Annotated in this window: 23 protein-coding genes; 15 read left to right on the forward strand and 8 right to left on the reverse strand. The window is 40.6% G+C overall.

Features of this window, described 5'->3' with window-relative positions; genetic code table 11:
* The first annotated feature begins 50 nt into the window (after positions 1-50).
* From JMY09_RS10825 to JMY09_RS10865, 9 genes are all read left to right on the forward strand, one after another.
* Positions 51-1,124, forward strand: coding sequence for a glycosyltransferase (locus JMY09_RS10825; RefSeq protein ID WP_201623609.1), 1,074 nt, complete (start codon positions 51-53; stop codon positions 1,122-1,124).
* Entirely contained in the window at positions 1,117-2,208 is a 1,092-nt protein-coding gene (locus JMY09_RS10830; protein ID WP_201623610.1) for a hypothetical protein, read from the forward strand. Before JMY09_RS10825 ends, JMY09_RS10830 begins: the two co-directional genes overlap by 8 nt.
* Positions 2,205-3,335, forward strand: coding sequence for a glycosyltransferase family 4 protein (locus tag JMY09_RS10835; protein WP_201623611.1), 1,131 nt, complete (start codon positions 2,205-2,207; stop codon positions 3,333-3,335). The genes JMY09_RS10830 and JMY09_RS10835 overlap by 4 nt, the downstream gene beginning before the upstream one ends.
* A gap of 62 nt (positions 3,336-3,397) precedes the next feature.
* Positions 3,398-4,003: a sugar transferase gene (locus JMY09_RS10840; RefSeq protein WP_201623612.1), complete on the forward strand. Its 606-nt coding sequence runs from the start codon at positions 3,398-3,400 to the stop codon at positions 4,001-4,003.
* 9 nt (positions 4,004-4,012) lie between these two features.
* A complete protein-coding gene (locus JMY09_RS10845; RefSeq protein ID WP_201623613.1) occupies positions 4,013-5,197 on the forward strand; it encodes a type III PLP-dependent enzyme domain-containing protein in 1,185 nt (394 codons plus the stop codon).
* Between the two features lie 12 nt (positions 5,198-5,209).
* Positions 5,210-6,214, forward strand: a complete 1,005-nt coding sequence (locus tag JMY09_RS10850; protein WP_201623614.1) for an NAD-dependent epimerase/dehydratase family protein — start codon at positions 5,210-5,212, stop codon at positions 6,212-6,214.
* Between the two features lie 4 nt (positions 6,215-6,218).
* Positions 6,219-7,211 carry an ATP-grasp domain-containing protein gene (locus tag JMY09_RS10855; RefSeq protein WP_201623615.1) on the forward strand — a complete coding sequence of 331 codons (993 nt, stop codon included), beginning with the start codon at positions 6,219-6,221 and terminating at the stop codon, positions 7,209-7,211.
* A 35-nt stretch (positions 7,212-7,246) separates the two neighbouring features.
* The gene (locus tag JMY09_RS10860; RefSeq protein WP_201623616.1) at positions 7,247-8,455 is read left to right on the forward strand and encodes a DegT/DnrJ/EryC1/StrS family aminotransferase; all 1,209 of its coding nucleotides are present in this window, start codon (positions 7,247-7,249) and stop codon (positions 8,453-8,455) included.
* A gap of 141 nt (positions 8,456-8,596) precedes the next feature.
* The gene (locus JMY09_RS10865) at positions 8,597-10,048 is read left to right on the forward strand and encodes a capsule assembly Wzi family protein (protein WP_201623617.1); all 1,452 of its coding nucleotides are present in this window, start codon (positions 8,597-8,599) and stop codon (positions 10,046-10,048) included.
* A gap of 176 nt (positions 10,049-10,224) precedes the next feature.
* On the opposite strand, the gene scpB is transcribed toward JMY09_RS10865, so the two are convergent.
* The 8 genes from scpB to mrdA all read right to left on the reverse strand — a co-directional run bounded on the left by scpB (position 10,225) and on the right by mrdA (position 18,604).
* Positions 10,225-10,845: an SMC-Scp complex subunit ScpB gene (gene scpB, locus JMY09_RS10870; protein ID WP_201623618.1), complete on the reverse strand. Its 621-nt coding sequence runs from the start codon at positions 10,843-10,845 to the stop codon at positions 10,225-10,227.
* A gap of 161 nt (positions 10,846-11,006) precedes the next feature.
* A complete protein-coding gene (locus JMY09_RS10875) occupies positions 11,007-11,870 on the reverse strand; it encodes a segregation and condensation protein A (RefSeq protein WP_227677291.1) in 864 nt (287 codons plus the stop codon).
* A 71-nt stretch (positions 11,871-11,941) separates the two neighbouring features.
* Positions 11,942-13,018 (reverse strand): tryptophan--tRNA ligase, encoded by a 1,077-nt coding sequence (locus JMY09_RS10880; RefSeq protein ID WP_201623619.1) that lies wholly within the window; start codon positions 13,016-13,018, stop codon positions 11,942-11,944.
* Between the two features lie 172 nt (positions 13,019-13,190).
* The gene (locus JMY09_RS10885) at positions 13,191-14,117 is read right to left on the reverse strand and encodes an LpxL/LpxP family acyltransferase (protein WP_452596422.1); all 927 of its coding nucleotides are present in this window, start codon (positions 14,115-14,117) and stop codon (positions 13,191-13,193) included.
* A gap of 432 nt (positions 14,118-14,549) precedes the next feature.
* On the reverse strand, positions 14,550-14,936 hold the full coding sequence (rpsI, locus tag JMY09_RS10890; protein ID WP_201623621.1) for a 30S ribosomal protein S9: 387 nt from the start codon (positions 14,934-14,936) through the stop codon (positions 14,550-14,552).
* A gap of 10 nt (positions 14,937-14,946) precedes the next feature.
* Positions 14,947-15,375 carry a 50S ribosomal protein L13 gene (rplM, locus tag JMY09_RS10895; RefSeq protein WP_201623622.1) on the reverse strand — a complete coding sequence of 143 codons (429 nt, stop codon included), beginning with the start codon at positions 15,373-15,375 and terminating at the stop codon, positions 14,947-14,949.
* Between the two features lie 273 nt (positions 15,376-15,648).
* Positions 15,649-16,467: an RsmD family RNA methyltransferase gene (locus JMY09_RS10900; RefSeq protein WP_379606721.1), complete on the reverse strand. Its 819-nt coding sequence runs from the start codon at positions 16,465-16,467 to the stop codon at positions 15,649-15,651.
* Positions 16,468-16,588: 121 nt separating this feature from the next.
* Positions 16,589-18,604 carry a penicillin-binding protein 2 gene (mrdA, locus tag JMY09_RS10905; protein ID WP_201623623.1) on the reverse strand — a complete coding sequence of 672 codons (2,016 nt, stop codon included), beginning with the start codon at positions 18,602-18,604 and terminating at the stop codon, positions 16,589-16,591.
* Between the two features lie 421 nt (positions 18,605-19,025).
* On the opposite strand from mrdA, the gene JMY09_RS10910 reads away from it, so the two are divergent.
* From JMY09_RS10910 to adk, 6 genes are all read left to right on the forward strand, one after another.
* A complete protein-coding gene (locus JMY09_RS10910; RefSeq protein WP_201623624.1) occupies positions 19,026-20,360 on the forward strand; it encodes a hypothetical protein in 1,335 nt (444 codons plus the stop codon).
* A gap of 351 nt (positions 20,361-20,711) precedes the next feature.
* Complete coding sequence (locus tag JMY09_RS10915) at positions 20,712-22,769, forward strand: heme lyase CcmF/NrfE family subunit (RefSeq protein ID WP_201623625.1); 2,058 nt, start codon at positions 20,712-20,714, stop codon at positions 22,767-22,769.
* Positions 22,770-22,887: 118 nt separating this feature from the next.
* Positions 22,888-23,481 (forward strand): DsbE family thiol:disulfide interchange protein, encoded by a 594-nt coding sequence (locus JMY09_RS10920; RefSeq protein WP_227677295.1) that lies wholly within the window; start codon positions 22,888-22,890, stop codon positions 23,479-23,481.
* Positions 23,482-23,567: 86 nt separating this feature from the next.
* The gene (locus tag JMY09_RS10925; protein WP_227677296.1) at positions 23,568-24,071 is read left to right on the forward strand and encodes a cytochrome c-type biogenesis protein; all 504 of its coding nucleotides are present in this window, start codon (positions 23,568-23,570) and stop codon (positions 24,069-24,071) included.
* The gene (gene ccmI, locus JMY09_RS10930) at positions 24,068-25,351 is read left to right on the forward strand and encodes a c-type cytochrome biogenesis protein CcmI (RefSeq protein WP_201623628.1); all 1,284 of its coding nucleotides are present in this window, start codon (positions 24,068-24,070) and stop codon (positions 25,349-25,351) included. The genes JMY09_RS10925 and ccmI overlap by 4 nt, the downstream gene beginning before the upstream one ends.
* A gap of 253 nt (positions 25,352-25,604) precedes the next feature.
* On the forward strand, positions 25,605-26,270 hold the full coding sequence (gene adk, locus JMY09_RS10935) for an adenylate kinase (protein ID WP_201623629.1): 666 nt from the start codon (positions 25,605-25,607) through the stop codon (positions 26,268-26,270).
* Positions 26,271-26,386: the final 116 nt, after the last annotated feature.

Here is a 26,386-nt window from a genome sequence, read left to right on the forward strand (position 1 = left end):
AAAATACACTTATCATAGAATAACTTACTAATAATTGGATTAAGATATTAATGAAAATACTATATGTTATTACAGGATTAGCACAAGGTGGTGCTGAACGTGTAGTTTGTGATATGGCTGATAATATATTTGAAAAAAATAATGAAGTCAAAATTGTTTATTTAACAGGGGACATCCTAACTCGTCCTATAAACAAGGAGATTGAATTAATTGATCTTAATTTAAATGGACCTAATGATTTATTAAAAGCATATTTAAATTTATCAAGAATAATTAGAAATTATAAACCAGATGTTGTTCACTCTCATATGGTTCATGCTAACCTATTGGCCAGATTAATACGTATGATCACTCCCATAGACAAGTTGATATCTACCGCTCATAATAGTAATGAGGGTGGCCGGGCAAGAATGCTATTGTATAGATTAACTCATAAATTAGCAGATGTTACAACTAATGTAAGCAATACTGCTGTTGAATCTTTTAAAATAAAAAATGCAGTACCTAAAGATGGGATGATCACTGTCTACAATGGTGTCAACTTTAATAAATTTAATTATAATTCAAAAGCTAGGCAGTATTTGCTTCATGAGTTAAATATAAGTGAAAAACATAAAATTATTCTATCTGTGGGAAGGTTTAATAAGCAAAAAAACTATTTTAATCTTCTGAAGTCGATTAAGTATTTGAGAGAGTATAGTTCTATACCATTTACTCTTTTGATTGCAGGTGATGGTGAGTTAAGAAATAAAATAGAAGAAACTATTACAGAACTAGAGTTAGATGCTTCAGTTATCTTACTAGGTAGAAGAAATGATATACCAAAATTAATGAGTGCTTGTGATGTTTTTGTGCTTTCTTCTGACTATGAAGGTTTACCTACTGTATTAATAGAAGCTTTAGCATGCCAAGCTAATGTGGTATCTACAGACGTAAGTGGTGCTAGAGAAATAATAGAGAATTATGGCGAGATCGTACCTATAAAAGATGCTAAAAATTTAGCTTTGGCTATAGAAAAAGCTTTAGATATTAAAGAGAAAAATATTTTGGGATATAATTACGCTAAAAGTAAATTTAACTTAGATATTATTTCAGAAAAATGGATCTCTATATATAATGAATAATAAGTTTTTTTTCGAGAGAATACCTAATTACTTTATTCTATTAGCTATAGCTATATTAGTATTTTTTAAACTCATTTTTTATATTTTAGTCAAAAGCGACTTAATATTATCTGGATTTGGTACTGGTAGTGATGCTATTTACTATCATGGTTATGCAACAGGATTATATACACTAGCGGTAAATATCTGGCCAGTTATATTAAGATACCTCAACAATATAGGGCTTTATTCACGCAATTCAATTAGTTATATTTTATTCTTTTTAAGCTTGTTCGCTATACCTTTTATCACAGCTAAATTAGCTAGTCTGACTTTTAGAAATAACCAAAAACATTATCTTTATATTATTTTAATATGTATAGCTTATCCTACACCATATGTTTTTGTTTTTGATATATTCCGTGACGTATTCATGGTTTTTATTTTTTTAATTAGTTGCATGATAGTAAAAAAATTCGTTGATAGCAAAAATTTTTTATTTTTTATTTTTTATTTATGTATATCTATTATTATAGGTTTCTTTTTATTATGGTTAAGACCTTATTTAGGATATGCGTTCCTTGTCTCTCTACTATTATGGAAGATAAAATTTTCTAAAAATAAAATTTTATTTTTAGGGTTCTTTTACTTTTTGATTCTTTTTATTTTGAATTATATAGGTGCGCTAGATTTACTCACAGAGTACCGTTCTGGTTTTAAAGAAATAGGTGGGGGCTCAACACTAGGTTTAGACTTTTCTAACCCAATTATGTTTATCCCAAACTTTATATTTAGCTTCTTGGGCCAGATGTTAGGTTTATACATTACTAATCCTTTAGCGGTTGTATTGTTGCTTATCGAGACAGTACCTTTCTTTTTTATGCTGATTTACGTACTTAAAAATATCAAATTAGCGGACAATTTTGTACGTTTCTTAATTATATTTTTTGTAATCTATGCTAGCGTTTGGCTTATCGGTAATGATAATTTAGGCACAGCAGTGCGATTGAGAATGTATAACTATTTCGCCATCTATATTAGCTTTTTTTATATCTTAAGACTTAAAAGTAACACCTTGAAAAATTTAAAGGGTATTAAACGATGAGAATAATTATTATAGGAACGGTAGCTTCAAGTTTTTATGGTTTCCGTGCTGATCTAATCAAATCCTTACTAGAACAGCAGCATATAGTTTATGCGTTTACTTCGGAATATACCTCTGAAGATTTAGATAAAATAGAAAATATAGGTGTGACACCTGTTACTTATAAACTAAACCGTGGCGGCCTAAATCCGTTAGCAGATATAAGAGCTACTCATGCTTTAGCAAAAAAGATAAAGCAGATAGCGCCAGATTTAGTTCTCTCTTACTTCACCAAACCAGTAATTTTTGGAACTTTGGCTGCAAGGGTAGCTAAAGTTCCACGTATCATAGGTATGTTAGAAGGTTTAGGTTATACTTTTACCGATCAACCTGAAGGGTTAAGTAAAAAAACAAAACTAATAAAACAAATTCAAGTTCTATTATATAGAGTAGCTTTACCTAAATTAGATAAGATTATATTTCTGAATCCCGATGATCCTAAAGATTTGCTAGAAAGATATAACATACAAGTAAAGCAAGTTGAGGTATTAGGTGGTATTGGCTTGAATTTAGAGGATTATCCTCATCAGCCTGTAATAGATACTAAAACGCCGTTAAAATTTCTTTTTATTGGTCGTTTGCTAAAAGAAAAAGGTATTCACGATTTTGTATCAGCCGCCACAATAGTAAACGATAAATACCCTGGAACTACATTTACTGTGTTGGGTAGTATTGATGCTTCTAATCCTGGAGCGTTGAAACAGTCAGAGCTTGATGACTTAATCTCCTCTCAGCTAGTGAACTATCCTGGTCATGTAGATGATGTTAAAGACTGGATTGCTAATACTGATGTGTTCGTGTTGCCATCATATCGTGAAGGTGTTCCTCGTAGTACACAAGAAGCTATGGCTATAGGGCGCGCAGTGATTACAACTGATGTTCCAGGATGTCGCGAAACAGTAGTTGATGGAGTGAACGGTTTTTTGGTTGAAAAATGGAATCCACAAGCCTTAGCTGAGAAGATGATTTATTTTATAGAGAACCCCGAACAAGTGGCACAAATGGGCTACGAGAGTTATAAAATAGCTCAAGAAAAATTCGACTCTCGTATTGTAAATGATAGACTCAAAAAAATATTAGGAACTTAAACTCATAGTTATTAATATGAAAAGTTCTAATCTTACTTTCTCTTATAAGCGGGGTGTTCAGTATGTATGAGAAGTACTTTAAAAGATTATTAGATTTATTTTTTGCATGTTTTGGTATTGTAGTCTTAAGTCCTATATTTATAGGAACCATGATTGCTTTATATTATTCAAATAATGGTAAGCCATTTTTCTTCCAAGAGCGACCTGGTAAAGATGAAATTCTCTTTAAGCTTATAAAGTTTAAAACAATGAACGATAAAAAAGATATTGAAGGTAACTTACTTCCTATGGGAGAGCGCATTACTAAACTAGGCTCTTTCCTTCGTAAAACTTCTTTAGATGAGATACCACAACTTATTAATGTTCTTAGGGGAGAGATGTCTCTAATCGGACCCAGACCTTTATTAAAAGAATATCTACCTATGTATACCAATAGACAAAAATTGCGACACTCTGTTAAACCTGGTATAACAGGCTGGGCACAAGTAAATGGAAGAAATAGCGTTACTTGGAAAGATAAGTTTGAAATGGATAATTGGTATATCGAAAATATGTCTTTTAAATTAGATTCTACTATTTTTTTTAAAACGGTTAAGAAAATAGTTACGAAAAGTGATGTAGCAAGTATTGAACTAGCTGTAACACAGCAAGATTTTTTAGTTGAATAAGGATTAAATATGATTAATTTAGAAACCCCTGCTTTTATTGTAAAAAAGGAAGTACTTCAAAATAGTATTGATCTAATACAATCATCGTTAGATAAATATTTTCCAAAAAATGTTTTCAGTTATTCTCTCAAAACAAACTCTTTACCCTATATTCTAAAGAAAATAAAATCGGCAGGAGGTTATGCAGAAGTAGTATCAAGCGATGAGTATGAACTTGCGAGATTAGTAGGTTTCGATATAAATAACATAGTCTATAATGGCCTGTTAAAGTCAAAATCCACTTTTTTGGAATCTATTGAGAAAGGGGCTATAGTCAATATAGATTCTCAAAGAGAAATTGATTGGCTTGATGACCTCCCTAAAAATAAGAGTTTCTCTGTAGGTATTAGAATTAATATTGACCTTGATATTATTTCACCAAAAGATGCAAAAGTGGATGAAGGATACAGTAGATTCGGTTTTTCACCTGAGAACAAAGATTTTAAAAATGCTGTTTCTAGAATTACTTCTCATAGCAATATAAATTTAATTGGCGTTCATGTTCATAGAACTACTTTATCACGTTCGGTTGATGTATATGAAAAGATTGCTCTTTATGTAGGTGAAGTTGTAAAAGAGTACTGTTTAAATATACAGTATATTGATATAGGAGGTGGGTTCTATGGAATTATGGATGATAAACCAACTTTCGATGAATATTTTGATTCCATAAGTAAAGGTCTATCATCTACTTTTGATCTAAATGAAGTTTTGATAATTATTGAGCCTGGTAATGCGATAGTCGCATCTGCATTAGATTTTATTTCCTCAGTTATTGATGTCAAAAAAATCAAAGACTTTCATGTTATTACAACTGATGGTTCTCGAAATGATTTAGATCCTTTTTATAAAAAAAGTGCTTACTTTCATACTATAATAGCTAGTAATCCGTCTGGATCAATAGTGCCCCTTCAGGTGGTGGCAGGCGGAACTTGTTTAGAATACGATAAGATTTTTGAGTTAGAAGATACAAATCTTTTGAAATTAGGTGATCTAATCAAATATAAGTCGGTTGGGGCATACACTATGACATTATCCCCTCTATTTATTAGATATTTTCCTAATATCTATTTGGAAGATAATGGCGAATACATCTTAATTAGAAAAAAATGGTCAGCAGCTGATTTTTATAGCATATACAACACATCAGAATAGTGAATAATCTTTATGAAAAAAATTATTGTTTTTGGAGCTACCGGAAACTTAGGTGCCTATACTTCTGTGTATTTGAAAGAGCTGGGCTATGATGTGTATGCAATAGGTTCAAGAGCTTCAGATAATGGATTTTTCGAATCTAAAGGTATGAAGTATCACTCAGTGGACATAGCAAATAGTGAGACATTTGATTGCTTGCCTCAAGATATATATGGAGTTGTTCACTTAGCTGGTGAGTTACCTTCAAGATATAACTACGACACAAGAGCCCTAACAACATCAATTATTACTGGAACTTTGAATGTTTTAGAGTATATGGTTAAAGCAGGGGGCGAAAAAATAATTTTTCCACAAACTCCTTTTGATCAATATAAGTATCATAATACTGATAAAAAGATAGAGGCTGACCAACCTAAAACGTTTCCCTTATTAGGAGACCACTCCGTTTATACTATCGCCAAAAATGCAGCTGTAGACTTGATAGATCATTATGCTGCTACTTATGACTTTGAAAGATATCATTTAAGATTTTTCACTATATATAACTATCATCCAAATCCCTATCATTATTCAAACTTTAAAAAACAGATGATGCCTTATCGTATGCTTATAGATAGGGCCGAAAAATCATTAGACATCGAGGTTTGGGGTGATGCGTCACGCTCTAAAGAAATGGTTTATATTAAAGACTTCACCCAAGTTGTTGGAAAGTGCTTTGAGAGTAATTCGAAGGGCGGTATGTACAATGTTGGGGGAGAAGCTGTATCACTAGAAGAACAAATAAGTGGAATTATTAATGTTTTTTCAAAAAAAGATATACCTTCCCGCAAGGTTTATAAGCCTGAAATGCCAGATCCGTTGTTAGCTAAGTTTGATATTTCTAAAACTCAGGAAGAACTGGGCTATACACAAAAATATTCCTACATTGATTCCTTAATAGACTTTAAGAAAGAAATGGAAAGTGAGCCCTTCGCTTTACTTTGGGGTAAGAAAGAAGATTTTATTGAGGAGCAATAAGGTAATGAAAGTATTATTCTGCAGTGTTGGACGTAGAGCAAAACTACTTCAAAATTTTAAAGATTTTAATAGCAATGTCGAACTACTGGCGACTGATTGCAGTCCTTATGCGCCTGCATTGTATTCAGCAGATAGACAGTTTATTTCACCTCGTATAGACGATAGTACTTATTTATCTTATATATTAAACTTATGTAAAGATAATAAAGTTCAGGCTATAACAACTTTGATAGATCCTGAAATAGAAATTCTAGCTAATAACAGAAACCTATTTATCGAAAATGGGGTTCTACCTTTGTGTCCTTCATCTGAAACAGCTCAATTATGTTTTGATAAATTCAAGATGTATGAGTTTTTAGTTGCTAATGATATAAGTACAGTATTGACTTACGACAGTTTAGAAAGCTTTAAAATTGGGCTTGAAAATAAAAAAGTCAGCTTTCCAGTATTTATAAAGCCTAGGACAGGTAGTGCTAGCTTTGGAGCTGAAAAAATTCAGGATCTTAAACAGCTAGAGAGTCAAATTAGTAAACATGAAAAAAATTACTTTATAATTCAAGAGTTGATGGGTGGCGACGATATAGATGTTGATGTCTATGTTGACTGCATAAGTAGAAAAGCAGTATCGGCATTTTCTAAAAAGAAAATAGAAACAAAGATAGGTGGAGCAAGTAAGACTATATCTTTCAAAGATCAAGCCCTTTTTGAAACTATACAACGTATAGTACCTAAATTTAGTTTTTATGGGCCTATCGATATTGACTTTTTCTATAAAGATGGCACATATTTCTTATCTGAAATCAACCCGCGTTTCGGGGGTGCTTATGTTCATGCTTATGGTGCTGGTGTCAACTTCTATGAACTTATTCAAAATAATGTGAACAATATCGAAAACGTTGAAAGATTCGGGGCTTATGACGAAGATGTTATTATGATGATGTACGATGATGTGGTAATCATAAATGCCTCTGAGCTGGTTGAGCCTGCCAAAGTTTAACTTTAATCGATCTATAAAATACGGCTGTAGTTATTATGCTAAACACTCCATTTTCACCATGGCCTAGCTTCACTCAAGAAGAAGCGAATGCGGTCAGCCAAGTATTACTCTCCAATAAGGTAAATTATTGGACTGGGCAAGAATGCCGCGAGTTTGAAAAAGAATTTGCAGACTGGGCAGACAGCAACTATGCTATCGCTCTAGGTAATGGTACTTTAGCATTAGATGTGGCCTTGCAAGCCTTAGGTATCACAGCTGGTGATGAAGTTGTGGTCACTCCTCGTACCTTTATCGCTAGTATTTCCTCAGTGGTTAATGCCGGTGCTACTCCAGTCTTCGCTGATGTGGAAGCTACTACAGGTAACATCAGCGCTGAGACTATAGCTGCGGTTATCACGCCCAAGACTAAAGCTATAGTCTGTGTACACTTGGCAGGCTGGCCTTGTGACATGGATGCCATCATGGCGCTTGCAGAGCAGCATAATCTGTATGTCATAGAGGACTGCGCCCAAGCCCATGGCACTCGCTATAAAGGGCGTAGCATCGGCAGTATCGGTCATATCAGTGCTTGGAGCTTTTGCCAAGATAAGATCATGACTACGGGTGGTGAAGGCGGTATGGTCACCACCAATGACGAGCAGCTATGGCGCAAAATGTGGGCCTATAAAGATCATGGCAAGAGCTATGCCGCTGTCTATGAGACTGACCATCCCCCCGGCTATCGCTGGCTACATGAGAGCTTCGGTACTAACTGGCGCATGACAGAGATGCAAGCGGTGATTGGCCGTATTCAGCTCACCCGCATGAGCGAGTGGACCGCCAAGCGTACGGCAAACGCCCACGCCATACTGGATGAATGTGATAAATGGCAAGCCAAGGGGTATTTATCTGTCCCTAGATTAGAACAGACGCCAGCTTTTACTGACTCGACTCATGGCTACTATAAGCTCTATGTCTACGTAGAGTCGGACAACTTGCCTGCAGCCTGGTCACGCGATCGTATCATCGCTGAGATTAATGCGCTTAAGGTACCTTGCTTCTCAGGATCGGCCTCTGAGGTCTATTTAGAAAAAGCCTTTGATAATACCGGACTGCGCCCTGAAACTAGGTTGCCTATCGCTAAACAGTTGGGTGAGACTAGCTTAATGTTCTTAGTACATCCAACCTTGACTAGCGCTGAGATTGAGCAGACCGTAGCGGCTATCGATACTGTGTTCACTAACATGAATGCTTCTAGCCAGTAATAACTGCTGTATAATAGTGGTATATATTGTTAATAAAAACCTATATTAATAAAAAACCTATCAAATACTGCTGGGTTTTTTAACCCTAGTACTTTATAAAAATACAGCCATTATTAAACATCGCTATAGAAGCAGACCCTTATGAATAAAAAGTTAGTTACGGTATTAACGGCCGGTGTAGTATCGATAGTTTCTATCTTATCGACAACCGCATCGGCACAAAACCTATATATGAATGATCTGCGGCTAAAGGCTGATATTGACTGGCTCAATAGTCAAGGCGTGACGCAGATTAGTACTAGCACTTGGCCATTAACTGCCAATGAAATCAAACGTGGTTTGAGTACGGCTAAGGCGACAACGCCTGCGCAGCAGCAGCTATTACAGTCAGTAGCTACCAAACTTAAGCAAAACCCTAATTCGATAGTCCACGCTGATGTAGGACTGTATTTACAGGCCAATCGCCAGCAGTTACCACAGACTTTTGCGGATAACCAGTTGGCTGGGCAGCAGATCAGTGGCTCTGTAGGGCTTAGCGAAGACAATCTAGAGTTCAATCTACAAGCCAATCTAAAGAATGACAAGCTCATTGAAGACGGCTCTGATGTTAGCTTTGAAGGCTCTTATGTCGCTGGTAAGCTGGCCAATCAGTGGCTAGTAGCGGGCAAAATTCCAGCATGGTGGGGACCAGGTACTGATGGCAGCCTGATTAGAGGTGATGCTAGTATTCCCGTTACTGGTATTACTATGCAGCGTGATCAGCAAGCAGCGCCAGTCTCGCCGTATTTATCTTGGGTAGGCCCTTGGCAGTATCAGCTATTCGCCGGTCAGCTGGAGGATTACAACGCTATACCTGATACCAAGTTATTCGGCGCGCGTCTTACCGCTAGTCCTTGGCCTTGGCTAGAGTTAGGAGCTTCGCGTACCTTTATGTGGGGCGGTAAAGGTCGACCACAGAATATTAGATCTTTTACCGATGCCGTTTTAGGTACTAAAGATAATGGTGGTAATGAGAATGGCGATCCTGCCAATCAGCTGGCCGGTTTTGATGCGCGTTTGAGTTTAGCGCCTTTGATTAATGTCCCTGCTGGGATCTATGCGCAGCTAGTAGGCGAAGATGAAGCTGGGGCACTGCCAGCTAAAAATATGTATTTAGCGGGTGTCGACTACGCTTCAGCTGCTTATGGTAAGCCTTATCAGCTCTATGCTGAATATGCCGATACTCGTACTGGCGGTAAAGTACAAGGCATATCTTACGATCATAGTATTTATACTGATGGCTATTATCAACAAGGCTATCCGCTAGGCCATTCATTAGGTGGTGATGCTGAGAGTATTTCAGTCGGCGGTAAACTATGGTTGGATGAGCGTAATTTTATCAATGCAAAATTACAGCATGCTAAAGTAAACCAAGCTAATGAGGCTATTAACCAAGCTTTCCCAACTACCGACAAGTTAACAGCTATCGATGTCTCTTGGGACCATCAGCTACAGCCATTAACGACGATTAGTACTAGACTATGGGCTGTTGACTCAGATACCCAGTCGACTGAGATTGGTGCTGGTATAGGCTTACAGTTAAAGACTTACTAATTTTAAATTGATAGTTGTAAGCTCATATCTGTAATTGTTAAGCCTATAGTTTTAACATCAGTAGGCTAAATGGTTTTTTATTAAAGGTATCTGTACATAAAAAGGGTCTATTGAATTATCAATAGACCCTTTTTTATAACCGTATTTTTATGGTAATACTATTAGCTGTCAAACGCTTAGTTGGACACTGAACCAACTGCTGCCAAATCCGGCATAGGCGGCAGCTGCTCTAAATCTGTCAGCCCAAAAGCATCTAAGAACTGCGCGGTAGTATGCAATAGCGCAGGGCGACCTAAAGTGTCTTTATAACCTTCCTCAATTATCCAACCTTTATCGAACAGCTGTCTTAAAATACCACTAGATAAAGTCACTCCACGTACGTACTCAATGTCACTACGAGTCACTGGCTGCTTATATGCAATGACACTTAGAGTCTCTAGCAAGGCTTGGCTAAGGCGCTGTTGACGCTGCGGGAACACTTGCTGGATTAAAGCGCTGTACTGGTCTGCTACTTGTAAGCGATAGCCGCTGGCAGTCTCAGTAAGACTTAACACCCCGTCATCTAAACGCTGTTGTAATATCTCTAAAGCCAGTTGCAGCTCTTTAGTGGATAGAGACAAGTACTGTCTAATACTACTAGCCGTTAGCGGCGCTTCGGAGGCATGCAGCAGTACTTCGATATCTAGACTGATACTTTGGTGTTTATCAGGGTGGTGATCTTCAGGATTGCCTTTAGGATAATTGTTTTTAGAATTATTGTTTGTAGAGTGATCTTTAGGATTATCAAGGTTGGTCATTAGCATACTGCTCTAAAGAGTGGATTAAAATTTTTGCAACAGTTGAAAGGGTACTACCATTAGCGCAGCGTAATCCACCAATGGCATAAGTTGCTAAAGCACTACGTTAAGCTTTAGCATTATTATTAAAAGTTAAAAGTTAAGAATTCATAAAAATCAGCCTAAGCTAACCATTGCAAAGTTAACTTGTTAGTTTGATGATCGCCTTCACTGTTTTTCTCATTGTTAATAGCGCTATCTGCTTTGAGCACCCCGACCAATTGACGTTTCATTAACTCTAGTACTGCTACAAAGCTAACCACTACCCCGATTCTGCCTTGCGATCTATCTAACAGCTGATAAAAAGAATGCACTCCATTAATACTAAGCTGGCGGCTAATGCTGGCAATACGATCAGCCAAAGGTACAGCATCTACTTTTACCGTGTGCGTTTGCAGTTGATAGTTAGCCTGTAATTGCATCTTAAACAAGCTTTCGATCAATAAATTCGGTGAGTAGCTCGGCAGTTCAGCTTGCATAATATCTTGATTAGGCATGCTAACTAGTGCTAAGAATACGTCACGCTCAAGACGTACTAAGGTGTCTAAGCGCAGGCTCGCCTCTTTAATTTGCGCATAAGCTTCTAGGCGTTCTATCAGCTCAGCTTTTGGGTCACGCTCATCAGTTGGGTTTTGCCGCTTAGGTAATAACAGCTCAGACTTAATAGCAATTAGGGTCGATGCCATCAGTAGATAGTCACCCGCCAATTCAAAATGATCAGTATCCAGCTCGCTAATATAAGCCAAATACTGCTCAGTGATAGGCAGTATCGGCATCTGAGTAAGATCAACGTTGTTCTTTTTGACTAGATAAAGCAAAAAGTCTAGCGGTCCGGCAAACTGCTCTAGCCAAATGGCAAACGCTTGCGGTGGCACGTACAAGTCTGCTGGTAAGTGCTGCACTGGCGTCTGATAAATGCGCAAATTACTATTACTTTGAGTACTGTCATTTGTATCGATATTTATAGCAATAGACCCCGCGTTCAACTGTCTAAAATTATTAGCGTAGGCTGGGTTAAAAACCCAGCCTACAAATAGTTTGTATTAAATAAGGACTATTACTTAAGCTTAGCAAGCGGACGGATGCCGATTGCACGACGAGTCTTATCCAACTGTTTACGGCTATGGCGACGGGCTTTATCCGCTCCCATTTGTAGTATTTCTTCTAATTGTATTGGATTATTCATCAGCTCTTGGTAACGAGCACGGAATGGCGCAATCTCATTGTTTATTTTTTCAAATAGCGCTTGTTTGGCCTCACCCCAACCAATACCAGTAGCGAATTGCTCACGCATAGCTGCGACTTCTTCAGCACTAGCAAAGGCTTTATAGATTTCGAATATAGCCGAATCATCAGGGTCTTTTGGCTCGTTAGGTAACTGCGAGTTAGTAACGATCTTCATAATAGCTTTATGCATCTGCTTCTCTGAGCTCACTTGTGGGTTCATATCACCAAATAGGGGGATAGTGTTGCCATAGCTTTTGCTCATTTTACGGCCATCAAGCCCCGTCAATAAGGGGGTAGCATCATCGACTACCGCGCTTGGCATAGTGAATAGCGGCTTATATCTATGATTAAAAGTACCAGCGATATCACGAGCCATCTCGATATGCTGAATCTGATCACGACCAACAGGCACATGAGTGGCATTAAACATTAAGATGTCGGCCGCCATTAATACCGGATAGCCAAATAGCCCCATAGTAACGCCTTGGTCAGCATCAACACTATTAGCTACATTGACATCGACTGAAGCTTTATAAGCATGGGCACGATTCATTAGACCTTTGGCACAGGAGCAATTAAGAATCCAAGCCAATTCTGGAATCTCTGGCACATCGGACTGACGATAAAAAGTGACACGCTCAGGATCAAGGCCACAAGCCAACCAAGTAGCCGCAATCGATTTAGTAGATTCATGAATCACCGCAGGATCATGACAGCCAATAATACCGTGGTAATCTGCCAAAAAGAAAAAAGCTTCATCATCGCTGTTTTTAATCGATTCAATAGCTGGGCGAATAGCACCAACATAATTGCCCAAGTGTAGAGTACCAGTCGGTTTAATACCTGTTAACACACGCTTGGCGGGCTTTTGGCTATTCAAAGGGGTCACACTGTCATTATTATTCATGAAAAATCCGTATCCGTCTTTATTAAGGTGTTATTAGAGGGTTATGCGTGTTTTATTAAAATGTCATTAGGGTTCTGTTAAACGGTTGTCAAGGCGAATGAAGCTTACTGAAGCTTACTAAAGAAGTGAAGTATAGCAAATTTGCATTGGCGCTCATATCAGTTAGCTTATATTACTTGTAGATGTCAGTGCGTCCATTCGGACCATTTTTGAAACGTCGATGAAACCACATCCATTGGGTAGGATCGATACGAATCAAACCTTCTAGCAGCTCATTAACTCGAGTAGCATCAGTAACGGCATCATTACTAGGATAGTTGTCCAGTTCAGGCGTGATAGTTAAATGATAATGCGGCCGTTTGCCTTTAGGTATGTTGTCAGGGGTTTGTCGATAAGTATGTAGCGCCATGACAGCAGGGAGCTTTGCTTTATCTCCTATTACAGCTAGTCGCCGTGTCGCTGTAAGAGTAGCTGCCGGAACGCCAAAAAACGGAGCCATCACCCCTTGTTTAAGACCATAATCTTGATCCGGCGAATACCAAATGACATGGCCGGCTTTAATAGAGCTAACCACACTACGCATATCACGACTAGAGATTTGCTTACTCAAAATACTACTACGGCCGTTATAAACCAACCAATCGAGTAGGGCATTGTTCTGCGGTCGATACATGCCATCCATCGGAAAAAACTGAGTACAAAGCATACCACCCAGATCTAACAAAGTGTAGTGGGCCCCTAATAAAATAACGGCTCGTCCTTCATTCTGAGCAGTGATTAGATGCTGTAATCCTGAGATCGATACGGTACGAGTAAAAACATTCGGACGATACCAAGCGCATAAAGTCTCGAATACACCGATACCTTGGTTAACGAAGACTTGCTTGGCCATTAGTTCGCGCTCAACTTCTGGCTTTTCCGGAAAGGCTAATTTTAAATTAATCAGCGTATCACGGCGGCGTGAGCCGATTAGCTTATATAGACTAATACCTAGCTTACGACCTAGCCAAAACTGCCAGCGTAGTGGCAAATATACTAAGGGTAATATCAGCGCCAACAGCAGCCATATACCCCAATACTGTGGCATTAACAAGCGCATCTCAAACGGCTTTTTGACGGTAGCATCAGTTTGCTTATGGGTCTGAGTAATCGTAGGCGTACCAACAGGAATAGCTGGTGATTTGCCTTGCTGTAGCGCCTTAGAGGGCGAAGCGCTAGGAGCACTGGACTTAGTTATTTTGCTAGGATCAAACTGTTCAGGCGCTTTCATGGTATTAAGACTGATGTAGAAAAGGTACTGTTATGATGGGGCAGCTCTGACGACTTTGCAAGCTGGTTTTTTAGGCAATGAGGAGGTTTGGGGTTATGGATTGATTAGCGAGTCAATCTTTCTATATTCTATCAGCCATAAAAAAACCTTATAAGCGGTAAACCACTTATAAGGTTTTGCAAATCTACTAATTTATCACTTATAGCTAGCTTATTCTCATAATAAGAGCAGTAGCCATAAACCAATAAATAATAGCTTTGATTAACGTTTTGAAAATTGTGGACGTTTACGTGCTTTACGTAGACCAACTTTCTTACGTTCAACCTGACGTGAGTCACGAGTAACAAAACCAGCTGCTTTAAGCGCAGGCTTGTTAGTTTCGTCAAGCTCAACTAGAGCACGAGTGATACCGTGGCGAATAGCGCCAGCTTGACCACTAATACCACCACCTTTAACAGTGATATAAAGGTCATAAGCAGTAATAGAGTCAAGTAACTCTAGTGGCTGACGAACAACCATACGTGAAGTTTCACGGCTAAAATACTCATCAAGTGGCTTGCCGTTAACGACAATGCTACCAGTACCTTTAGCTAAAAAGACGCGAGCAGTAGAAGTCTTACGACGACCAGTTCCGTAATTGCGTTCCATAAGTGTATCCTTAGATGTCTAGTTCTTTAGGTTGCTGGGCTTCATGCGGATGTTCAGTTCCCGCATATAGTTTCAGCTTCTTGATCATCGCATAGCCAAGAGGGCCCTTTGGAAGCATACCTTTAACTGCTTTGTGTAAAACATCTTCAGGCTTATGTGCAATCAGCTTGGTGAAGTTAGTTTCTTTAATCCCACCTGGATAACCAGTGTGACGATAGTACTTTTTGTCTTGCGCTTTTTTACCAGTAACCGCGATTTTTTCGGCATTGATAACGACAATAAAGTCACCAGTGTCAACATGCGGAGTATAACAAGTCTTATGCTTGCCACGTAAGCGACTAGCGATTTGAGTGGCTAAGCGACCAAGAGTTTTGCCGTCAGCATCTACGACAAACCAGTCATGGGTCACTTCAGCTGGTTTTGCACTAAGTGTTTTCATGATAAAACCTTAAATTTAGAATTCGTTGAGAGTTTAGCTGGGAACGGGGCTCTCAAAAAACAGACTGCACATTATAAGCAGTAGCGTAGATTGTTGCAAGCTGCATTGGGGTTTATTTTCGCAGGCTTACCATTAAAACAGTATATTTAACCGTTTTTTGGCAAGTTTTAGCGATTATCAGCTGCTTTTTTTATGCAAAGTGGATGGTTTACAATAAGTAGTAGCCGCTAATAAATAAATAGCTATTAATAAATCATAGCATAAGCTGTTCGATTATGACGATGCTAGCGTGTAAAGTCCAGCGACAACTTGTCCGACTTTGGTTTGTTTTAGACAGTCAAAACCTTGAAAGTCTGCTGTAGGCGCATTTTGCCTAAGAGTAGCCGCTAACACAGCCAATTGCTCGGTCAGATCTTTATCCGCTTCTAGGTAGATAACACTAGTAGCATCAATCCACTGGTGCTCGATTAAGGCAGTCAAAATAGGCTGCCATAAGTCATCAGCGTAAGGCGGATCAATAAAAACCAGATTAAAAGGGCTGCCACAATGCTCACTATTTTGCTTAGAGTCATGAGCATCCATTGGCGCTGATGCTGACGTTGATTGTGCTAATGCTGATTGTGCGGACAGACACGGTGACAAGCTTAGCAAAAACTCTGCTGGTTTTTTTAACACTTGCTCGGCTTGCCCTTGAATGACTTGGTACTGACTAGCGTCAAGACGCAGCTGTTCTGCGCTGTACCGTAAGCGCTGACTTTGTACAGCGTTCATTTCAATAAAAGTGCAATGCGCTGCGCCACGTGACAAGGCCTCAAAGCCTAATACCCCGCTACCGGCACAGCTATCGAGTACACGTGCGCCATGGATGTCAGCAATTAGCCAATTGAACAGCGTTTCCCTCAGGCGATCAGGGGTAGGGCGTAACCCTTGCGCATCAATAAAGCTAATACTGCGCCGCTTGAACTGTCCACCGATAATACGGACTTCGCCAGCAGTAGCACTTTTAGCTTTTTTAGCTTTAGAAGCCATTTTAGTATTACCTTTATTGGCAGGTTTAGCAGTTACTTTACGGGACGATACTGGCTTTTTCATAAGGTCTTTATCTTATTCTATGACGTTATTTTATTAAAAGGGGCTAGATTTTGCGCCAACGGCAAACTAAGCTAGCTATTGTTAATCTGAAGCTATTTTAACAGAGTTAACGGTTGGGACTTCAGCCGCTTGTGGTTGCAGTTGTCACTGTCGCTGCTGTAGTAATTGCTGTTGCAGCTTTGGCCTCAGCTTCAGCTTGTTCTTTTAGCGCCTGCTGTTGATCACGTATTAAATCACGGGCCGCTTTATCCACCGCTTTTTGACGTTTAATAATAGCAAGCTGTTCAGCGCTCGGCGGTAAAATAGGGTCATTTTTACGTTGTATTACCCAGTAATCGAATAAGGCACGACCGATAGGAGCGGCTACCGCACTACCTCCACCACCGTTTTCTACTAGTACCGCAAGGGCGATTTGTGGATCATCTACCGGGGCAAAGCCATTGAACCAAGCGTGATCCCAATGGCGTTTATCCAAAGCCGCTTTATTATAGCTTTTGCCTTGCGCGATTGATTTTACTTGCGCGGTACCCGTCTTGCCAGCGATACGATAGCGATCAGTATAAATGCCGCGACCAGTACCGCCTTTTACCACGTTTTCCATGGCGCTATGCATGCGTAGCCAGTCAGAGGGCTCGCCATTATATTCTATCTTGCCGTCAGGCTTAGTGATGATATCGACATCAGCGCTACCTACGCTACTCTTTAGTAGATGCGGGGTGATATGATAGCCTTGGTTAGCCGTCATCGCCGTAGCATTAGCAATCTGTAAGGGCGTGGATAAAAAGTACCCTTGGCCAATACTGACAGAGATAGTCTCACCAGGTAACCAGCTTTTATTGTAAGTGTCTTTTTTCCATTGCGGCGAAGGCATAATACCGGACTTTTCATTAGGCAAGTCAATTCCCGTCTGTTCACCAAAGCCAAAGCGTACCATCCAGTCATGCAGGCGCTGGATACCCATCTCATAAGCCAACTTGTAGTAATAAGTATCAACCGACATGGCGATAGATTTATTGAGGTTGACCGTACCGTGCCCGCCACGCTTCCAGTCACGGAAACGATGCGAGTCACCAGGCAAGCTAAAATAGCCTGGGTCATAAATCGTAGTATCCCAGTTACGTAGACCGTAATGCAGACCACCCAGCCCCTCAAACGGCTTGATAGTAGAGCCTGGCGGATACATACCTTGCAGCGCTCGGTTATACATCGGCTGATCGAGATCATCTCGCAGCTCGCCGTAATCTTTAAAAGAGATACCTGATATAAAAGGATTAGGATCGTAACTTGGGTTACTGACGAACGCTAATACATCACCGTTTTTGGGGTCTATCGCCACAATAGCGCCACGACGACCATCGAGCTGCTGTTGAGCTATCGTTTGTAGGCCATAGTCTAAGCTTAGAGTGATGTCATTACCGGCTGTTGGGGCTTTTGACTCTAACTGGCGCAAGATATTGCCGTGGGCATCGGTTTCTACCGACTGATAGCCAGGCTGCCCGAGCAAAATATCTTCATAGAAGTCTTCAATACCAATTTTGCCGATTAGATCAGTACCAGCGTAGCGATCCTTATCAATGGTTTTGGTCTCTTTATCATTAATACGACCAACATAGCCAATAACATGGGCGAACAGGTCGTCATAAGGATAAGAGCGAGTTAGCTTGCTTTGAATGTTAACGCCATGAAAGAAAGGTTTGCGCTCACTAAACTGCGCCAATTGCTTTTCAGTCACATCGATTTTTATGGTGACGGGATCGTTTTTGCTGCGACTAATACGGGCTAAAATGTCAGTTATATCGCTAGCCGTTAGCTCAAAGATAGGAGCTAATAAAGTTAGCGTACGTTCAGGGTTAGTGACTTCATCGGGGCTTAGCATAGCGGTAAATACTGGCTGATTGTCCGCCAATATTATGCCGTTACGGTCATAGATGTAGCCACGGCTGGGCGGGGCTGATATCAGCTTGATGCGGTTATTATCAGCGTTAGTTAAATACTGTTCATGAGCATAAACTTGCAAATAGCCGTAGCGCAGTAGCAGGCCACTTAGTCCTACCACTATAATCAACCCAAAAATAATAATTCGCTGCATAAAAATGCGGTTCACTAGTTCAGTATCTGGCGTAAGCGGTTTATTCATGTAAAGTCAGTACCAAATTATTAAGTCGCGCAAAAGTATTAAGGCTAGCCACGGCGATCAGTAGCAAATTATAACAGAACAAAATAGACTCTGTTGCCTTTGCCCTAGCAATTGTGGTTTGCTAGATCAAGGGCCGGTAATCACTAACCGAAGGGGTGGATTAACAGTTAATTCTGCTAAAACAATAACCTGTATTAGTAGTGATGACAAAAAAAGGTCAATAAAAGCTCAATCTAGTGAGATTAAGGGTAGTACCAACAGTCATTGAGCTTAACTAGTAAGCCGTGCTAATAAATGGCAAGTATGTTAAAATCAGGCGGTTTATTTTATAGCATTTTTGCTAAAAACATTGTTTTAGTAATCAGTCATTAGTTATGACTGTAGATTAAAGCTCATCCTTATGTCAGGGGTATAAACAGTCATGGTTGCAACTTCAATATGGCAGACGCTTGCTGAGCATCCAGAGTTCCTTGCCATGCTGACCATACCGCCAGTGACCGCATTTGTCACTTGGATACATGTATGGATGGCACTAAAGATGCTGTTTTACCCTATTAAGTTTCGGGGTATTCGTATCCCAAACTTTCCTTTTTTTGGCTTACCTGGAATAGGCTGGCAAGGTATAGTGCCGCGTAAAGCTGGCAAGATATCAGGGGTTATTGTTGACCAAACCTTATCTAAACTAGGCTCGCTTGATGAATTTTTTCAGGCGATGGAGCCTGAGCAAATGGCAGTATTCATTACTGATACTGTTGATCAAAACCTCGAATCTTTAATCGATGAGATCATGCTTGAGCGCTCAGAGACCCTGTGGAATAATATTCCCTATGCCTTAAAGCGGCGTCTGTATACCCAAGCTCATCAACAGCTGCCAGGCATCATGCAGTCGCTAGTGACTGACTTGACTTATCATGTCGAGGACTTAGTCGATATGCGGCAGATGATCGTCAATAAGATGGAGAGCGATCGACGCTTGATGGTCAATATGTTCCTAAAAGTTGGTCAACATGAGATCAACTTTATTTGGCATATCAGTGCGCTGATTGGTTTGATATTTGGTGTTATCCAGATGTTTATCTTTTTGGTAGTACCAGTGCATTGGACGGTCCCTTTCTTTGCGGCAGTGTGGGGCTTACTGACCAATTGGATTGCTATTTGGATGGTATTTAACCCGATAGAACCTAAATTTATTCCTTGTATAAAATTCTTTTCTTGGCGTAAAGGCTTTCCTTTTATCAAGTTACAAGTGCCCCATATTACTCAGTTTCGCTGGCAGGGCGGCTTTATGAAGCGTCAAGAGGAAGTCTCTGAGGTGTTCGCTGAGATTGTGGTAAAAGACTTGGTGACTCTTGAGAATATCATGAACGAGATGATGTATGGCGAGCGGGCGGCACAAACTCGTGAGCTCATGAAGTCGCATCTATATGAGGTGCTGGATTCACCGTTAGTCAATACTACTTTACGTATGGGACTAGGTCGTCGTGAATTTGGTCAGCTAAAGAACACTATTATTGATAAGTCGATCAGCGCTACTATGATACCGATGCGTGATCCTGAATTGAATGAGAGTCGTGCTAGCAAGATATTTGGCTTATTTCGTGACCGTATCCGTGCTTTGTCGCCGCGCGAATTTCAAAACTTATTACGCCCAGCCTTTCAAGAGGATGAATTAACCTTGATTATATTAGGTGGTATTACTGGCTTCTTAGCGGGTTGGTTGCATTTGGTTCTAGTATTCCTGCCAGCAGTTAGTTAAGTGATTAATGATGAATTTTTATAGTGACATATTGAAGCTGATAACCTTAAGCACCATCAAAATATCATTAGCATAATATGCCTACAGATGAAGTCATTATTTTTGTCAGAACCGTCAAAGTAGAATAGTAGAATTATAATTAAAACAGTAGAACAGGCTGATAAGTAAGTTAAATTTAAATAAAGCATCAACTAAGACAAACACAGCAAATAATCATCTATAGCCGTAATCGTATAAAAAATCACCGTTAAAACCGTCAAAAAATTCGTAACAGACGCTAAGTGTCTTGGCCAGTTATAAGTCGACCAAGCTGCTACAGCAAACTATTAGCGTATAACAAGGTTAGACCGTATGTTAATCACAGAATTAGGTTATTTGGCCTTGCTGGCCGCCTTTATCTTAGCGATCTTGCAGGTCGTGTTGCCAACCGTAGGGATCGTGCAAGGTCGTGTCGCTTGGCAGCGTTTGGCACCAAGCTTAGCTTGGGCACAGTTTGCCGCTATGGCCTTCTCATTTGGGGCGTTGATGGCAGGCTTTTATTACAATGATTTTAGCTTGGCTTATGTCGCTCAGCATTCCAACACTTTGTTGCCTTGGTACTATAAGTTATCAGCAACTTGGGGTGGACACGAAGGCTCATTGCTACTGTGGATGACTATTATGGCCACTTGGTGTGCCTTAGTATCTTATTTCAGCCGTGGCTTACCGTTATCTATGCGAGCACGAGTATTAGTAATATTAGCCGGGGTGCAGCTGATGATGCTGGCCATGCTAATCTTTACTTCCTCACCTTTTGATCGCACTCTACCCAATCTAATTGTCGATGGTGCAGATCTTAATCCAGTATTACAAGATTTTGGTCTTATTATCCATCCCCCTATGCTGTATATGGGTTATGTCGGTATGGTAGTGCCCTTTGCCTTTTGTATGGCGGCGCTATGGGAAGGTCGTTTAGATGCGGTCTGGACTCGTTGGTCACGGCCTTGGGCGCTAGCCGCTTGGGGTTTCTTGACTGTAGGTATTGCCTTGGGCTCATGGTGGGCTTATTACGAGCTTGGCTGGGGCGGTTGGTGGTTTTGGGATCCAGTAGAGAATGCTTCGTTGATGCCTTGGTTGGCTGGTCTAGCGTTGATTCATTCGTTAGCCGTTACCGAAAAGCGTGGCGTGTTCAAAGCTTGGACTATCATGCTGGCTATCTTTGCCTTTGCGCTTAGTTTACTCGGTACTTTTTTGGTGCGCTCTGGGGTTATTACTTCAGTGCATTCATTCGCAGCTGACCCAACTCGTGGCTTAGTTATTTTAGCTATTTTGGGCATAATCATCGGTGGTGGTCTACTGATGTTTGCGGTTCGTGGCTGGCGCTTGACGGTGGAGAGTCAGTATCAACTGGTTTCTCGCGAGTCTTTTTTAGTCATCAACAATGCCATTATTCTGATCTCAACTTTAGTGGTGCTACTAGGTACTTTATATCCTATCATCGCTGATGCCTTTAGTTTAGGTCAAGTTTCAGTAGGCCCTCCGTACTTCAATGCGCTATTTGTACCGCTAACGTGGCTGCTATTGATAGCGATGGGTATGGGCTCTAATATCCGTTGGAAAAAAGACAGCCGTCCACTATTGGGCGTTGGTATGGTGATTGCGGTCAGCAGCTTAGTGCTAGCGGCTATTATTACTTACTTTGTTAGCCCGTCCTCTATGCTCAATATCGGCGTAACTTTAGCCGTAAGCTTTTGGGTATTGCTATGGATGGTGGTTGATTTTAAAGATAAGACCAAAAATGCCCCTAGCCTGTTTAAGGGTTTACGCCAGTTACGCTTAAGCTATTGGGGTCAACAAACAGCCCATATTGGAGTGTTAATAGCAGTTATTGGAGTGGCCTTTACCAGCAGCTTAAGTATCGAGCGCGATGTAGCGCTGGGGCTTGGTGATACAGTAACGGTGCAAGGCTACGATTTTGCTGTTACCGACTTTAAAGAAGTTAAAGGCAGTAACTTTGATGCCACGCAAGCTAAAGTAGAAGTCAGTAAAGAGGGCCGCTCAGTGGCAACTCTGTATCCTGAAAAACGTACTTACGTTGTGAGCATGATGCCAATGACGGAAGCTGCTATTGATGCCAGTATTATGCGTGATTTCTATGTGGCTTTAGGCGAGCCTATCGCTGCAGATAGCAATCAGTGGGCAGTACGTATTTATGTGAAGCCGTTGATCCGTTGGATTTGGTTGGGCGCTATTATTATGGCTTTAGGTGGCTTAATAAGTATGCTTGATAAACGCTATCGCATCAAAAAACCTCAGTCTACCCTTTTAGCTACGGATACTCTAACTAGCAGAAATTTGAGCCTTGAGGCAGAAACTGAGGCTTTGAATAAAGCAGTAACCACTACGGCATCGACGACAGGGGAGCAGTAGAATGACTACTTCAAACCATAATCCTGAGCAAAACGATGACCTTAACAATAGTGATAACACTAATATCAATAATACTAATATCAATAACACTAATAAGAGCAAGCGTGCTAGCAAGACCATGAAACCAAAGCAGATGAAGCTATGGTTCCTGATTCCGCTAATAGTTTTTTTTGGCATAGTAGTTATGCTTTATATGCGCTTAGGTAAGCCGACAGAGATTGTGACTAATACCGCTCTTGAGCGTCCAGTTCCTACCTTTGAGCTGCCATTATTGTCTGACACTAGTCGTAATATGACTAATAGTAATTTGCCCAATAAGCCGTTTTTAATGAACGTCTGGGGCTCCTGGTGTCCTACTTGTATCGTTGAGCACCCTTTTTTGATGCAGCTTGAAGAACGAGGCGTGAACATTATTGGGGTCAATTATAAAGATGACATTGGTAATGCGCTTAGCTACTTAAACCAGCGTGGCGATCCGTTCTCGATGTCTATTCAAGATTCAAAGGGAGAGTTCGCCTTAGACTTAGGCTTAACTGGTGCTCCTGAGACTTTTATAGTTGATGGAGATAGAGTTATTCGTCAGCATATTATTGGTGAGATTAACGAAGCCAATTGGCAAGAGCGTATTATGCCTTGTTTGAAGATACTCAATGAAGCTAGCGATAATGCTACCGCCCTCGATCCAGCTCAAGTTGCGGAGGTCTGCCAATGATATTTAATTTAATAAGCATCAACCTACTCAAAAATTGTCAAGTCTCTAAGTGGCTAGCCTTAGGGTTAGCTGCGCTGCTGGCTGCTATGATGAGTATGACTGCTAATGCTGCTATTGATGTCTATGATTTTGACTCAGTACAGCAAGAAGCTCAGTACCGAGGCCTGATCGCAGAGCTACGCTGCCCAAAATGTCAAAATCAAAACTTGGCTGGATCTGATGCTCCTATCGCCCAAGATCTAAAGCAAAAGACATATGATCTAATCAAAGAAGGTCGCAGTGATGGCGAAATTCGCGATTATATGCAAGAGCGTTATGGCGACTTTATCAGTTATAAGCCACCAGTACGTCCTTCTACTTGGATATTGTGGTTTTTCCCACCGTTACTACTCATCTTGCTAATCGCTGGCTGGTTTTGGCAAACCAAACGCCGTCAGCTTACCGCACGTGGTCAGAGTGGGCCATCGGTAGATCATACTACTACCCCATTAAATGCTACTGAAAAGGCTGAATTGGAGCGTTTATTATCACGTTCTGACAGCGCTAATGGCTTTGATCGTGACATTACTAGCACCGAGGACAAAAAATGACCCAATTCTCTACACTCGGCTTATTTATTGCTCTAAGCTTATTGATTACTGTAGTACTGTCGATCATCGTGGTGATGCCTTGGCTGCGTGCTAAGCGCGCACAAAACAAACCGGTAGATAATCAGTTATTAGATATCAATATCGCAGTATTCCGTGAGCGTTTGGCTGAGCTTAAGATCGATAAAGATACGGGCACTATCGATGACAGTCACTATCAAAATCAAAAGCTTGAGCTTGAAAGACAGCTATTAGATGCACAGCGCCAAATAGAACCTATGGTTGTTCCAGGCGTAAAGAACCGTTTATTACTTATCATTTGGGTGCCAGCATTAACGGCATTGGCTTATCTATTAATCGGTGATCGCACGCCCGTATTTAACTTCTGGTCGGCTGAAGATAAAGTTGGTCAAGTTGCTGATGATCTATTAACTGGTAAGCTTGACCAGCCACCAGCGTGGGCGATCGAAGACGATGGTCGTCAGCTTATTACCGCTATGCAAAGCAATGTCCATCGCCATGCTGATGATCCTGATCGTTGGATGCGTTTGTCAGAACTGTTCTTATCACTTGAGTCTACTGACTCAGCCATAGAGTCACTATCACGGGCTTATCGCTTAGCTCCTGATAATGAAGAGATCGCTACTACTTATGCCCAGATTAGCTTTTTTGCCAATCAAGGCCAGCTCGATACTAATACTCGCCGAGTATTGCAGGACGTATTAGCCAAAAACCCACAGCACGAAGGCGCGCAAATGCTGATGGCTATGGGTGAGGCTCGTGGTAGTAACTATCAGCAAGCTCAAGGTTGGATCAAGCGCTTACGCGATAATATCGCCGCTAAGCCGGGTGATCATAGCAAAGCTTTAGCAAGTTTGGACGAGCTGAGTGCTAATGTCTCTACGCAGAAAAAACAAGCGGCGCTAGGGATCGATGTGACCGTAACTATTAACGCCAGCTTATTGCCTTTGATAAAGGCTGATGATGTGTTGTTTGTGGCTATTCGTGATGTGAAGGGAGGGCCACCGTTTGCTGCTAAACGCTTACCTATTAGCATTATTAAGCAAGGCCAAGCCACTATCAGCTTGAGTGATCTCGACGCTATGATGCCTGAGCGTACTATTCAAATGGCACGTAGCGAAAAAACTAAATTGGTAGTCGTTGCCCGAGTCAGTCACACGGGTAATGCCATTGCTGAATCTGGTGATCTATCGGGTAATCCGATAGTGATAAGCGCTGAACAAAACCAAGTCAAGGTTGAGATTAATGAGCAAGTACCTTAATGACTATCGTTTATAGTAGTGATAAATAAGTACTATCGCTTATAGTAGTGATAAATCTTCTTATAAATCTAGCACGTTTTAGCTGACGACTGTAGCGTGCAATCAATTTATATGAACAGTCAAGTCATAGCCAGCTATCACTCTCAGGTTAAAAATACTTGAGGTTTACAAAGCTGCAAGGTAAGGTAAGCTTTACCATTTAACAATCCCTAGGTTTTATCTACCAATCCCACTCATTAAGGAGAGTCGTACAATGATGCGCATTATTTTGCTAGGACCGCCAGGCGCCGGTAAGGGCACCCAAGCTCAGTTTATCTCAAAAGAGTATGATATCCCGCAAATCTCAACTGGTGATATGCTCCGCGCTGCTATCAAAGAAGGCAGCGAGCTTGGCCAACAGGCGCAAGGCATTATGAATGCTGGTGGCTTAGTCTCTGATGATCTAATTATCAATTTAGTGAAAGAGCGCATTGCCAAGCCTGACTGTGCTAATGGCTGTATTTTTGATGGTTTCCCACGTACTATCCCACAAGCACAAGCCCTTGCAGAAGCAGATGTGGCGATCAATCATGTGATTGAAATCAGCGTTCCTGATGATGAGATCGTCAAGCGTCTATCAGGTCGTCGTCAACATGCTGGCTCAGGTCGTGTTTATCACATTGATCATAATCCTCCTAAGCAAGAAGGCCTTGATGATGTGACTGGCGAAGCGTTGATTCAACGTGAAGATGACAAAGAGTCTACTATCCGTGAGCGTTTAGCCACTTATCATCAGCAAACTTCTACTTTAGTAGGCTTTTACCAAGATCAAGCCAAGCAAAGTGCTAATGCTAACAGTGCTCCTGATTATGATAAGTTCGATGGTACGCAAGCTATTGATACTGTTAAACAGCAGATTTTGACTGCATTAAAAGGGTAAGGTTTACGGAGCTAATTTTGCTAAAATGATGACGCTAAAATGATTTGGCTTCATTAGCTTTACTAAACTAGCTTCACTGAACTACATTCACTGAACTAGCTTCACTGAACTACATT

Origin of the sequence: Psychrobacter urativorans (genome assembly GCF_904846695.1) — a bacterium.
Lineage (GTDB): Bacteria > Pseudomonadota > Gammaproteobacteria > Pseudomonadales > Moraxellaceae > Psychrobacter > Psychrobacter urativorans.